Origin of the sequence: Nonomuraea aridisoli, assembly GCF_003236395.1 — a bacterium.
GTDB classification, from domain to species: Bacteria; Actinomycetota; Actinomycetes; order Streptosporangiales; family Streptosporangiaceae; genus Nonomuraea; species Nonomuraea aridisoli.
The window spans coordinates 1-12,399 of record NZ_POUD01000273.1 but is presented as its reverse complement, the minus strand read 5'-3'; the positions used below and the strand labels follow the sequence as shown (position 1 = coordinate 12,399).

At 69.5% G+C, this 12,399-nt stretch carries 10 protein-coding genes; 8 read left to right on the top strand and 2 right to left on the bottom strand.

What is annotated here, in order from left to right; genetic code table 11:
• From C1J01_RS53575 to C1J01_RS53565, 3 genes are all read left to right on the top strand, one after another.
• Window positions 1-429, top strand: a 429-nt coding sequence (locus tag C1J01_RS53575) for a DUF4244 domain-containing protein (RefSeq protein WP_328589726.1), incomplete at its 5' end; no start/stop codon positions are given.
• Complete coding sequence (locus C1J01_RS53570; RefSeq protein ID WP_328589725.1) at window positions 426-818, top strand: TadE family type IV pilus minor pilin; 393 nt, start codon at window positions 426-428, stop codon at window positions 816-818. The genes C1J01_RS53575 and C1J01_RS53570, both read left to right, overlap by 4 nt.
• A 109-nt stretch (window positions 819-927) precedes the next feature.
• Window positions 928-1,635: an Rv3654c family TadE-like protein gene (locus C1J01_RS53565; protein WP_328589724.1), complete on the top strand. Its 708-nt coding sequence runs from the start codon at window positions 928-930 to the stop codon at window positions 1,633-1,635.
• 2 nt (window positions 1,636-1,637) lie between these two features.
• On the opposite strand, the gene C1J01_RS39485 is transcribed toward C1J01_RS53565, so the two are convergent.
• Window positions 1,638-3,941, bottom strand: coding sequence for a DEAD/DEAH box helicase (locus C1J01_RS39485; protein ID WP_235854962.1), 2,304 nt, complete (start codon window positions 3,939-3,941; stop codon window positions 1,638-1,640).
• A 409-nt stretch (window positions 3,942-4,350) separates the two neighbouring features.
• Between C1J01_RS39485 and C1J01_RS39480 the strand changes: the two genes are divergently transcribed.
• The 4 genes from C1J01_RS39480 to C1J01_RS39465 all read left to right on the top strand — a co-directional run bounded on the left by C1J01_RS39480 (window position 4,351) and on the right by C1J01_RS39465 (window position 10,364).
• The gene (locus tag C1J01_RS39480; protein WP_043629845.1) at window positions 4,351-4,701 is read left to right on the top strand and encodes an STAS domain-containing protein; all 351 of its coding nucleotides are present in this window, start codon (window positions 4,351-4,353) and stop codon (window positions 4,699-4,701) included.
• 1 nt (window position 4,702) lies between these two features.
• Complete coding sequence (locus C1J01_RS39475; RefSeq protein WP_111184115.1) at window positions 4,703-5,122, top strand: ATP-binding protein; 420 nt, start codon at window positions 4,703-4,705, stop codon at window positions 5,120-5,122.
• Window positions 5,123-6,824: 1,702 nt separating this feature from the next.
• The gene (locus tag C1J01_RS39470) at window positions 6,825-7,307 is read left to right on the top strand and encodes a hypothetical protein (protein ID WP_146615886.1); all 483 of its coding nucleotides are present in this window, start codon (window positions 6,825-6,827) and stop codon (window positions 7,305-7,307) included.
• Window positions 7,308-8,048: 741 nt separating this feature from the next.
• A complete protein-coding gene (locus C1J01_RS39465; protein WP_111184112.1) occupies window positions 8,049-10,364 on the top strand; it encodes a sodium-translocating pyrophosphatase in 2,316 nt (771 codons plus the stop codon).
• 99 nt (window positions 10,365-10,463) lie between these two features.
• Here C1J01_RS39465 and C1J01_RS39460 read toward each other — a convergent pair whose 3' ends face one another.
• A complete protein-coding gene (locus tag C1J01_RS39460; RefSeq protein WP_111184110.1) occupies window positions 10,464-11,072 on the bottom strand; it encodes a TetR/AcrR family transcriptional regulator in 609 nt (202 codons plus the stop codon).
• A gap of 84 nt (window positions 11,073-11,156) precedes the next feature.
• On the opposite strand from C1J01_RS39460, the gene C1J01_RS39455 reads away from it, so the two are divergent.
• The gene (locus tag C1J01_RS39455) at window positions 11,157-12,329 is read left to right on the top strand and encodes a DUF418 domain-containing protein (RefSeq protein WP_111184108.1); all 1,173 of its coding nucleotides are present in this window, start codon (window positions 11,157-11,159) and stop codon (window positions 12,327-12,329) included.
• Window positions 12,330-12,399 lie beyond the last annotated feature (70 nt).

The following is a 12,399-nucleotide window of genomic DNA, read 5'->3' as shown; positions in this document are numbered from 1 at the left end:
GCCCCGACCCGCCCACCTGGAGGCACGATGCACAGTCCCGCCACGACGCCCGACGACATCAAAGCCGCCCCAGCCGACGAGACTCACCCGACCATGTCGAACGACGCCATGACACTCGTTCCAAGCACGCACGAGACAGCCGAGCGCACCTCCACCGACCAGCCGGACCACTCCCGCACCAGCCCGAGCGAGCGATCACTCCCCAACCGCCGAGACCAGCCCGCGACGGCCACAAGGCCGCGCATCAACAAGTGGCTCCACTACGCGAGCGTCAACCGTGAGCGAGGCATGTCCACAGCCGAATACGCCGTGGGCACCATCGCGGCCTGCGCCTTCGCCGCGATCCTGTTCAAGATCGTGAGCAGTGCGGAGGTCCAGGAGATGCTGACGTCGCTCATCGAGCGCGCGCTCAACACCGCCCAGAAGTGACCCTGGGCCCGCCGCGACCTCGCACGAGCGGCAGGAGGCCGGCATCGCGGGGTTCGGTGACGGCCGAGACCGCTGCGATGCTGCCCGCCCTCATGGTCGTCCTGGCCGCGGCCCTGTGGGCCGTCCAAGCCGTCGGCGTCCAGCTCGAATGCGTCGACGCGGCCCGCGCGGCGGCTCGGGCCGCAGCCAGGGGTGAGCCACTCGACCAAGTCCGCGATGTCGCCCGCGCATCCACCGCCCCAGACGCCGAAGTAGCCGTATCCCGCGATCCAGAGCTCACCAAAGTGCAGATCACAGTAGAAGTACGACCGTCCTGGGGCCACTCACTCCCCGCCGTCCGCGTATCAGCCGCAGCCACCGCCGACACCGAACCCGACGTCCCTCAGTGAGCGCAAACCTCGCCAACCCCGGTCTGCCAGGGACATCCCCCTGGCAGACCGGGGTGACCCGACCACTGGACAGGAGGCAGCGATCAATCCGGAAGCACGGGGCACCGCAATGGAAGCCGCCCAGCCAGAGTCTGGGGCTCTGCCGCAGCATGAGAGACGGCCACAGAGCGCCGCCCGGACCATGCGGAAGCGCCGGTCCGTCGAAGGGCGCGGCTCGACCAAGGAGCACGGCGCTATGAGGGAGCGCGGCTCTGCCGAGGGGCGCGCCTCTGCCGAGGGGCGCGCCTCTGCCGAGGGGCGCGCCTCTGCCGAGGGGCGCGCCTCTGCCGAGGGGCGCGCCTCTGCGCGAGAACATGGCTCGGTCGCCGGACACGGCCGCGCAAGCGAGCGCGGCTCGGCCAGAGGGCATAGCTCGGTCGCACGACCCACCCTCGCAAGCGAGCGTGGCTCGGCCAGAGAGCGGGGCTCGGCCACGCTCTGGGGTGTGGCGCTCATGGGGCTCCTGATGGCGATCACCATGGTCTTCGCCACAGTAGGTTCCGTACGCGTGGCGCGCCATCGTGTCGCCAGCGCCGCTGATCTCAGTGCCCTCGCGGCGGCACGGCTGGCTGTGATCGACTCAACAGGCGCCTGCGGCAGGGCCTCCACACTCGCCGAGCAGAACGGCGTCGAGCTGACCCGCTGCACGCTCACCGGCGATGTCGTCGATGTCTGGACGGAGTTGCCGATCTCGGTTCCGTTACTAGGCGCCCGCACCGTGACCGGTAGATCGCGGGCCGGCCCGGCAGATCCGCATCCCCTCGCGGAAGTCCGCTGACATCAGCAGCCGCCGGCCGCCATGTCCGGAGGCGACGGCATGCGCTGTTCGGGCGTGAGCAGGGTGTTGAGGAGGCGAATGGCGCCTCGCTTGTCCAGGGGCTCGTTGCCGTTGCCGCATTTCGGCGACTGGATGCAGGAAGGGCAGCCGCGTTCGCACTCGCAGGACATGATCGCCTCGCGCGTGGCCGTCAGCCAGTCGGTCGCGCGGGCGTATCCGCGTTCGGCGAAGCCGGCGCCGCCTTCGTGGCCGTCGTACACGAAGACCGTGAGCAGGCCCGTGTCGGCGTGCAGTTCCGTGGAGACGCCGCCGATGTCCCAGCGGTCGCAGGTGGCGAAGAGGGGGAGCAGGCCGATGGAGGCGTGTTCGGCGGCGTGGGCCGCACCACCGAGGTCGATGCCCGCTTCGGCGAGCGGGGCGACGGCCGAGGCGGGAAGCGTCCACCAGACGGCACGGGTGCGGAGGGTGCGGGGCGGCAGCTCCAGGGGTTCGTCGCCGAGCATCTCGCCTGAATGGAGGCGCCTCTTGAGGTACGAGACCACCTGCCTCGTCACCTCGACCTCGCCGAAGTGCAGAGTGCCGGGGCCGAGGGGGTGAGAGCGCTCGGTCGAGAGGATGGAGATGTCGGTGATGTCACGAGCGAACGTCGTGTAGTCCGGGTTGCCGCTGGAGACCAGGGCCACGCCGGCGTCCAGGTCGAGCAACTCCACCAGGAAGGTCTCGCCCTGGTGGAGGTAGACCGCGCCGGTGTGGACGGTGGAGTGGGCGGACGGTTCGTCCACGCTGCCCAGGAGCCGGCCGGTGGACGACTCCACGACCTGGATGGGGGCGCCTCCGCCGCCGCGGATGTCGGCGAGGTCGGTGGCGCGCTCGCGCCTGGTCCAGAACCATCCGGCCTGGCGCTTTCTGAGCAGGTTCTGGTTCACGAGGTCGTCCAGGACGTCCGCCGTGGTGGAGCCGAAGGTGGGCAGGTCGTTCTCGGTCAGCGGGATCTCGGCTGCGGCGGCGCAGAGGTGGGGCCCCAGCACGTACGGGTTGTCCGGGTCGAGGACGATCGCCTCGACGGGCTGCCCGAACAGGGCTTGGGGGTGGTGCACGAGGTAGGTGTCCAGCGGGTCGTCGCGGGCGATCAGTACGGCCAGCGCGTTCCGGCCGTCGCGGCCCGCCCGGCCGGCCTGCTGCCAGAAGGAGGCCCGGGTGCCGGGCCACCCCGCGATGAGCACGGCGTCGAGGCCGGAGACGTCCACGCCGAGCTCGAGGGCGTTCGTGGTGGCCAGGCCCATGATGGTGCCCGCGCGGAGGGCCTTCTCGAGGAGCCTGCGGTCCTCGGCGAGGTAGCCGGCGCGGTAGGCGGCGATCTTGTCGGGAAGCTCGGCCAGGTCCGCCCGTTCACCATCCGCGAGGTTCCACCCGAACGGGCTCACGGCGGAAGCGCCCTGCATCGCGGTGTCCGGACCCGTCGAGCCCTGGTCCTCGGGGGCCTCGGACGGGGAGGCCGAGGCGGGGCGGTCAAGTGAGCTGTCGGTGGGGGAGGTTTTCGCGGTGCTGGGAGTCCGGTGAGGGGTGAGGGAGAAGGCGACGTCGGACAGTTTGGCGCGGGCGGACAGGGCGACCGTCTCCGCGCCGCGGCGCGAACGGACGAAGGCGAGCGTGCGTACGTCGGCCAGGACGAGGTCGGCCAGGAGGTCGGCCGCCTCGGCCGTCGCCGTACGGCGTACCGGTGCGCCTCCCTCGCCCCGGAGCTCCGTCAGAGGCGGCTCCCACAGCGCGATGGTCGTCGAGCCCTTGGGCGAGGCGTCCACGGTCACCTCGTCCATCTCAAGGCCCGTCAGCCTCTTCGCGAACGCTCCCGGCTCGCTGGCCGTGGCCGAGGCGAGCAGGAAGGTGGGCTGGGAGCCGTACCGGGCGCAGACGCGGCGCAGGCGGCGCAGGATCTGGGCGACGTGCGAGCCGAAGACGCCGCGGTAGCCGTGGCATTCGTCCACGACGATCAGGCGGAGACGGCGGAAGAAGGACGACCACTGGGCGTGGCGGGGGAGGATGCCGCGGTGCAGCATGTCGGGATTTGTCAGGACGTAGTTGGCGTGCTGGCGCACCCAGGTGCGTTCCTCGAACGGGGTGTCGCCGTCGAAGCAGGCCGCGCGCACCTGCGTGATGCGCAGTTCGCGGAGGGCGCGAAGCTGGTCGGCGGCCAGCGCCTTGGTCGGGGTCAGGTAAAGAATTGTGCCGCCGTCGAGGCAGGAGGCGACCGCCGGAGTCAGGTACGCCAGCGACTTCCCCGACGCCGTACCCGTGGAGATGATCACGTTTCGGCCACGGAATGCCAGGTCGGCGGCCTCGTACTGGTGGGGCCAGAGTCCTGTGACGCCGTGGTTCGCCAAGCGCGTAACCAGCAGGTCCGGTGTCCATTCCGGCCAGCGCGCGTCTCCCGCCTGACGTGCTGGAACATGCTCCACATGCGTTACACGCTCATGACGTGCGGGAACATCAAGCAGGTGGTGGAGGAGTGGACCTGCCTGTTGTGGGGAGGATGCCGAGGAAGTCACTGTTTCCAGTCTTGCATCGTTGGGCAAAGTCGTCGGGAATCGTGATTTCGTATAGACACAAGCCAGGCGCGTGGTTGAATGCCGCGCGTCAGGGTCGGACAGTCTGGGGCCACGTTCCAGATTGCCAGTCCCAAAAGGGTAGTTTCGCAGGCGAGGCGCTGGAGGATCTGTGGATCTGAAGTTGGATCACCGCACCGAAGACCGACTCACCATCGTGGAGGTCGAGGGTGAGATCGATGTCTACACGGCGCCGAGATTGCGTGAGCTCCTGATCGACCTGGTCAACAAGGGCAACTTCCACCTTCTCGTCAACATGGAGAAGGTCGACTTCCTCGACTCCACGGGCCTCGGCGTCCTGGTCGGGGGGCTCAAGCGGGTCCGTGCCCACGACGGCTCGCTCGAGCTGGTCTGCACGCAGGAGCGGATTCTCAAGATCTTCCGGATCACCGGTCTGACGAAGGTCTTCGGGATCTACGCTTCGGTCGACGAGGCCAAGGAAGCTCACGGCAAAGACAAGTAGCATGGCTACCGTCGAGCTGACGTTCAGCGCTCTCCCCGCGCATGTGCGCACCGCCCGGCTGGTGGCGACGGCGATCGCTCGCCGCACCGGCGTGGAGGAGTCCCTGCTGGACGAGGTCAGGCTCGCCGTGGGTGAGGCGTGTTCCCGGGCAGTCGAGGCACATCGGGTCCACTGTCCGGGTGAGCCCATCCGCATCGAGCTGCGTGACGATTCCGGGCGCTTCGAGGTCACGGTCAGCGACCAGGCCCCCAGCGAGGAGATCAAGCAGGAGCAGCCTCTCGACCTCGGCATGCTGTCTGACTCGTTCATGTCGAACTTCGGCATCGCGGTCATCGAAGGTTTGGCCGACGACGTCGAGGTGTTCCCCAGCCCCAAGGGGACCAACATCCGCATGAGCTGGCCCGCCGCAGTGCCGGTGTGACCGCCGTGCCGATGTGCCGGCCCAGGCCCGACGCGGCCTCGGCCGGTGGACGGCTTCTCGCCCTCCTCTGTTGAGGGGAAGGTGCTCCTGGGGCTCCCGTGGTCATCGAGCATGCCCGCAGGATGCCTTGCGCCGCCTCGCCGCTGGCGTCCTCGCGGGTGCGCGGCGTCCCGCCGTACGGGGGTGTAAACCCGCATCTCGTACGGCGGAGCCAACGTCACACCACCCGCCGACCATGGCTGAGCACCTCCAGGGAGACGCCCGCTGACCCGCACGGGCCGGGCCGCCGCTACGGCGCGCGGTGGGCTTGGTCGCCAGTGGCCCATGTCAGCCGGATGACGCACCGGCTTTTCGGCCACCACGAAAACCCACGCCCATTACGGACACGACGAACAGGCCCATGCGGCTCCTGAAACGCTTGCCCGCAGGCCCACCGCCTCTCCCTAGGCCACGGATCACATCGCCTCTGCCCAGCCCCACGGATTCGTGGAGAGGGCCTGAGCTGATTTACGGGGTCGTGAAAGGTTCGCTTGTGGGCCGCCTGAACGCGTCGTGCGATTCCTGACGTCGTGTGGTTCCTGATGCCGTGTGGTTCCTGACGGCGCCACCCCGTCCGGTACGCCGTCCGCCGCTCAGGTGGTGACCTGCAGCGATGAGCACCCCTGACTGCTTGCGCTGAGCGCCACCGCGTCGGGGCGGGGCGCGTCCCGAGGTCGTGTGGACCGTCGTGTGGGCGATGGCCGCCGCGCACCGCACGGTCAACCGGCGCAGCGCCAAGCCGCGTACCGCACCGCACGGTCAGCCGGCGCAGCGCCGAGCCGCGCAGCGCATGGCCAGCCGGCGCAGCGCCGAGCCGTGCAGTGGCCCTGCGGGCGGACGGCACGGCGCATCCCGACGGGTCTCTGGCAAAGACGCTGGGCTGTGAGTGCTCACAACCGTGGGTGCGGCTTCTGAAGGTCGCCTGCGGGCGGTGGTTGTCGCGAGCCGGCTCATGGGCGTGGCAGCCCGGCTGGTCTGCCACCTCGAGCCGCTGCACGTCCTGAGGAGGGAGTGCTTGGGGCGTGAGCGGTCAAAGCCCGGTGTGTGACTTCTGAGATGCCCCTCGGGAGCGTTCAGGTCCAAGCTGGGGCTCTTGGAGGGGCGCCTGCCGGTTTTGGGCCTGCACCCCCTGGTGCGTGGTCTCGGAGGTGCTTTGGGAGATTCGCTTTTGCGCACTCGCCGGGGCGACGTGACGCCGGCCGTAGGGATGGGATGCCGGCCGCGGGGACGCGACGTGTCATCAGCGAGGCATCTGGGTCGGGCTCGGCTCTTGGGTGATGGCGTGGGTCTGGTCGGGATGTCCTGGGATGGGTGTGGATGCTCGCCCGGGCGGGTGCCGGTCTCTGGCGTGTCGGCCGGTGCGCGGAACCACTTCCCGCTCTTGATGGCTTCCGCAGCATGCTGCTCGTGAATCCGGCTGTGCATGGCGATCGCGTTGCCGGCGGCGACGTTGCCGCGCACCTCCTCGGGGTGCGCGGAGGCGGCCGATGCGAAGAAGCAGGCCGGGACGCCGGTGGCCGCAGTTGCGTCGGGACAGTCATGGCACCAGGGCCGTTGCGAAAGTGCTGCTCGGTGTTCGAGGCGTGATCAGCTGAACGGGGAAGGCGCCCGGGTCGATAGGCCATGATTTGCGCTGGGGGCAATCGGCTGCGGAGGAGTGCCGTTGAGCAAGACAGTGCCGGTGATCCTCGAAGGCGCGATGTTCTGGGCTTATGACGTGGCACTCGGGGTTCTCTTCATCGAAGCGGCGCGAGTCGGTGCAGAGGCGCCGGCGGACCTCCGGCCCCCGTGGTGGCCCGAGTTGGAGCAGGATCTCCGCACACACGCGTTGGCCGGCAGCGGTTTCGCAGTCCTGCTGGACGACTTCGGCGAGGACCAGCGACAGGTGCTCCTGCACTGTGTTGTGGAGGCGGCTCGCCGGATCGAGGCCCGCGGCGGCGTGGACCGAGCCGAAGTCTCGACCTGGCCCGAGTTGGGGGAGAGCGCGACCAGCTTCCTGCGTGGTGCAGAGCACATCAACGCGGCTCCGCTGGTTGAGCTGGCAGAGGCCCTGGTCGATCTGGCTGCCGGCACCTTCCCTCCCGCTCCGGCTGAGCGGCATTGGTACTACGGAACTCCAGAGGGCCGGATCGTGCAAGGCGGATAGGTATGGCTGCGAATGCGCTGGTCAAGATGTCGAGGCTCTCCTGTGTGCACGTTGAACCGCGGTCTCGGGTGGGAGTTCGGGAGTGCCTGTGAGCGAGTCGAGCGTCTCCTCATGAGGGCGCCGTCCACCTCCTCATGAGAAATCAAAGATGTCCTCGTGAGTAAGTCGAGAGTGGCCCTGCGGTAAGTCATGGTGGCCTACGGGGGAGGCTGGGGAGCCTTTGTGTGGGTTTTCCAAGAGGTCAGGCTGCAGGACGGGTGAGTTTCAGTGCGTTGATATGCCGGCCGTAGACTTGGCGGGGGTCACGGGCTGCTCGGGGTGCGGTCAAGGGATGTCTACGGCGCTCTGGCCTGGGGTTTTCGGACGGCAGGCGGTCTTGGCGAGTGAGTGCTTGCCTGGTTGTGCCAGGTTGTCTCAAGGTTCACTCGGGTCCATGTTGCCAGCATTTCGGCCTGGCCGAATTGTGGCCTTGCAGTGACCCCAAACCGCCGGAAATTTCGCATGTCAGGTCCCAAACCTGGGCACTGACAGGGGATTGCTAGACACTCGCACAATTAGCGACGCGCAGAGCCTTCATATCGGTTCTGTGCCTGCGTAGACTCCGGGAACCGGCCAAGGTGATCCGGCGGAACGCGGATTCAACCGGAAGCGGCACCCACAACCCGGATGGTGCCGTAACACCCGCCGAGGTAGCCGGGAGGCACCGCCCGGGCAGGACGACCGGTCTTGCCGAGGAGAACGATGAGCAGGCACATGCTGGCAGCTGAGCCAGCGTCCAATCTGGTTCTGAGCGGAAACAATCTCACCATCGTGATCGTGGTCGCCGCGGTCGCACTGATCGCGCTAGCCGTCGCCGGCGGACTGGTGCGGGAGGTGCTGTCCGCCGGCCAGGGCACCGAACGCATGCAGAACATCGCGCGCGCCGTGCAGGAAGGCGCCAGCGCCTACCTCGCGCGCCAGTTCCGCACGTTGGCGATCTTCGTCGTCGTGATTCCCTTCCTGTTGCTCCTGCTGCCGGGAGAGACAGACGTACGCATCGGACGTTCCATCTTCTTCGTGGTCGGAGCGGTGTTCTCCGCGCTGACCGGGTTCCTCGGCATGTGGCTGGCCGTGCGCGGCAACGTGCGCGTGGCGGCGGCGGCCAAGGAGGCGGGCGAGAAGCGCGCCATGCGCATCGCCTTCCGCACCGGCGGCGTGGCGGGGATGGTCACCGTGGGCCTCGGCCTGCTCGGGGCGGCCGTCGTGGTGTTCGTCTACCAGGGCGACGCGCCCTACGTGCTCGAAGGGTTCGGGTTCGGGGCGGCGCTGCTGGCGATGTTCATGCGCGTCGGCGGCGGCATCTTCACGAAGGCGGCCGACGTGGGCGCCGACCTGGTCGGCAAGGTCGAGCAGGGCATCCCCGAGGACGACCCGCGCAACCCGGCCACCATCGCCGACAACGTGGGCGACAACGTCGGCGACTGCGCCGGCATGGCGGCCGACCTGTTCGAGTCGTACGCGGTCATGCTGGTCGCGAGCCTCATCCTGGGGCGGGCGGCGTTCGGCGAGGAGGGGTTGATCTTCCCCCTCATCGTCCCGATGATCGGTGTGCTCACCGCGATCATCGGCATCTTCGTCACCGGCATGCGCGACCGCGACCGCAGCGGCATGGCGGCGATCAACCGCAGCTTCTTCATCTCGGCCGCGATCTCGGCGGTGCTGGTGGCCGCGGCCGCGTTCTGGTACCTGCCGGACAGCTTCGCCGGTCTGACGGGCGCCACCGTGCAGTCCGACGCCAACCCGCGGCTCATCGCCATCGTCGCGGTGCTCATCGGGCTCGTCCTGGCCAGCGCCATCCAGCTGCTGACCGGCTACTTCACGGAGACGACGCGGCGCCCGGTGCGCGAGATCGGCGAGAGCTCGGTCACCGGCCCCGCCACCGTCATCCTGTCCGGCATCAGCGTCGGCCTGGAGTCGGCGGTCTACTCGGCGCTGATCATCGGCGGCGCGGTCTACGGCGCGTTCCTGCTCGGGTTCGGGAACGTCACGATCGCCCTGTTCGCGGTCGCGCTGGCCGGCACCGGCCTGCTGACCACGGTCGGCGTCATCGTCTCCATGGACACCTTCGGCCCCGTCTCCGACAACGCCCAGGGCATCGCCGAGATGTCCGGCGACGTCGACGGTGAGGGCGCCCGCGTGCTGACCAGCCTCGACGCCGTCGGCAACACCACCAAGGCCATCACCAAGGGCATCGCCATCGCGACCGCCGTGCTGGCCGCGACGGCGCTGTTCGGAGCCTTCCGTACGGCGGTCGAGGGCGAGCTGGCGGCGGCGACCACGTCCGTCAAGGAGGCGCTCGGCACGTTCTCCAGCTTCAGCCTCAGCATCGACCAGCCGAACGTCCTCGTCGGCCTGATCATCGGCGCCGCGGTCGTGTTCCTGTTCTCGGGGCTCGCGATCATGGCGGTCGGCCGGGCCGCGATGCGGGTGGTCTTCGAGGTACGCGACCAGTTCCGCAACAGGCCGGGCATCATGGACGGCTCCGAGAAGCCCGAGTACGGCCGCGTCGTGGACATCTGCACCCGCGACTCGCTGCGTGAGCTGGCCACGCCCGGTCTGCTGGCGGTCATGACGCCGATCGCGGTCGGTTTCGCGCTGGGGTACGCGCCGCTGGGCGCGTTCCTGGCCGGCGCCATCGCGTGCGGCACCCTGATGGCCGTCTTCCTGGCCAACTCCGGTGGCGCCTGGGACAACGCCAAGAAGCTCGTCGAGGACGGCCACCACGGCGGCAAGGGCTCCGAGGCGCACGCGGCCACGGTCATCGGCGACACGGTCGGCGACCCGTTCAAGGACACCGCCGGTCCGGCCATCAACCCGCTGATCAAGGTGATGAACCTGGTGGCGCTGCTGGTGGCGCCCGCGGTCGTGCTGTACGCGGGCAACCCGGTGCTGCGCATCGGCGTCACCGTCGTGGCGGTGGCCGTGGTGGTCGGGGCCATCGTGGTGTCGAAGCGGCGCTCGGTGACCATCGCACCGACCAGCAACAACGACCGCACCCACGAGCCCGTCGCCTCGTAACCGGCGACGCGAGACCGGCGACGCCCGCTTCCCCACCCGCAGCTGGGGAGGCGGGCGTTTCCATGCCCGGCCACGGGGGTGTGCCGCATGCCGATGCCGTCAATGCGAAGCGGGTGGGGGCATGAGGCCGATGGCGGGGAGGATGGCCTGGTCGACGATGGCGGCCAGGTCGACGTCGGTGGGGGGTTTGCCGGTGTCGAGGAGACGTTTGGTGATGAGGGCCTCGCCGATGTCGGCCACCACCGGGGTGAGCAGCTCGGCGGGGAAGTGGCCGCGTTCGGCGTAGTGCCGCAGCACGGTGCTGGTGAACGTGCCGCCGCGGCTGGCGAAGACCTTCTCGAACAGGGCGTCGGAGACCTTGGCCGAGCCTTTGGGGTCGGTGAGGATGGCCGCGACCGCGAGCCCGGCGGGGCTGAGCGTCCACTTGACCATGAGCTGGAGCGCGCGGATCAGGTCGCCGCGTAGGTCGTCGGCCCCGGGGGCCGGCTCCTCGACCGGATGCGCGTGGTAGAGCGCGTCCACGAGCACCTCGATGGGGTCGGACCAGCGGCGGTAGAGCGTCGTGCGGGCGGTCGCCGCGCGTTTGGCGATGCCGTCCATGGTGAGCCGCCCGACGCCGACCTCCAGCACCTCCTGCAGCACCGCGGTGTGGATGGCGCTGATCAACTCTTCGCCGCGCCGCCGGGTGCGTCCGTCGCGTTCGTTCATCGTTGCCCCCTTGCTTAGCTACAGGGGTGTAGCTTACCGTCAAAGCGTAAGCTACAGTCGTGTATCTAATCGCAAGGGATACCCATGTCCATCACCGCGTCGGCCCCCGCCCAGAGGGCCGTGCCGCTCGCTCAGCGGTCCCCCGCCCCCGACCTCGCGCGAGGCTTCATGCTGCTGCTCATCGCGGTGGCGCACGCGCACATGTACCTGTCCGGTCATCCGGCCGGCTTCCGCGGCTACACCCTCGACGGAGGGACCCTCGACCGGCTGGTGGCGGGGGTCCAGATCCTCCTGGTGGACGGGCGCGCGCTGCCCATGTTCGCCGCGCTGTTCGGCTACGGCCTCGTCCAGATCGCCAACAGGCAGGCCGCCGCCGGGCGGAGCTGGCCGGAGGTGCAGCGGGTGCTGCGCGCCCGCAGCCTGTGGCTGCTCGCGTTCGGGTTCTGCCACGCCCTCCTGCTGTTCTTCGGCGACATCCTGGGCGCGTACGGACTCATCGGCCTGGTGCTCGTCGGGTTCGTCCGGCGCAGTGACCGGGCGCTGTTCTGGGCCGCCGGGGTCGGCGCGGTGCTGCACGTCGTCGTGCTCGCCGGGTTCGGGCTGCTGACGGTGAGCGCTCCGAAGGGCGACACCCCCGCGGCCATGGCCGACCCGCTGGAGGCCCTGATGACGCGGGTCATCGGCTGGGCCGGGATGACGCCCACCTACTTCGCCGTCGGCGTCGTGTCGGCCTTTCTGCTCGGCATCTGGGCGGCCCGCCGCCGCCTGCTGGAGGAGCCACGGGCGCACCGGGCGCTGCTCGCCCGCGTCGCCACCGTCGGCACGGCCGTCGCGGTCGTCGGCGCGGCGCCGCTGACGCTGATCGACACGCGGCTCCTGGTCACCTCCGACGCGGTCAGCGTGTCGGCGTACGTCCTGCACAGCGTCACCGGCATCGCCGGCGGTCTCGCCTACGCCGCGCTGGTCGGGCTCTTCGTGGCGGGCCGGGAACGACGGACGGGCCCGATCAGCAGGGCGCTCGCCGCCTGCGGCCAGTGGTCGCTCACCTGCTACCTGCTGCAGTCCGTGGTCTTCGTCGCGCTCTTCACGCCGTACCTGGGCGGTCTCGCCACCCGCGTCGGTGACGCGGCCGCGTCCGGCATCGCCGTGCTCACCTGGCTGGGCACCGTGGTGCTGGCCGCGTCACTGTCGCGTACGGGCAGGCGCGGACCGGCGGAGACGGCGCTGCGGAAGCTGACGTACCGTCGCGCCGGCTGAGTCCGGCTTCCCCTGGGGAGGCAGGGGCCTGTCTCTTATCCACATCTCCGAGCCCACGAGACTAGCGCTC

Bases quoted from the DNA above. Each gene is read 5' to 3' on its own strand.
- C1J01_RS53565 (WP_328589724.1), top strand. From the start codon at position 928: ATGGAAGCCGCCCAGCCAGAGTCTGGGGCTCTGCCGCAGCATGAGAGA.
- C1J01_RS39475 (WP_111184115.1), top strand. From the start codon at position 4,703: ATGGCTACCGTCGAGCTGACGTTCAGCGCTCTCCCCGCGCATGTGCGC.
- C1J01_RS39465 (WP_111184112.1), top strand. From the start codon at position 8,049: ATGAGCAGGCACATGCTGGCAGCTGAGCCAGCGTCCAATCTGGTTCTG.
- C1J01_RS39460 (WP_111184110.1), bottom strand. From the start codon at position 11,072: ATGAACGAACGCGACGGACGCACCCGGCGGCGCGGCGAAGAGTTGATC.
- C1J01_RS39455 (WP_111184108.1), top strand. From the start codon at position 11,157: ATGTCCATCACCGCGTCGGCCCCCGCCCAGAGGGCCGTGCCGCTCGCT.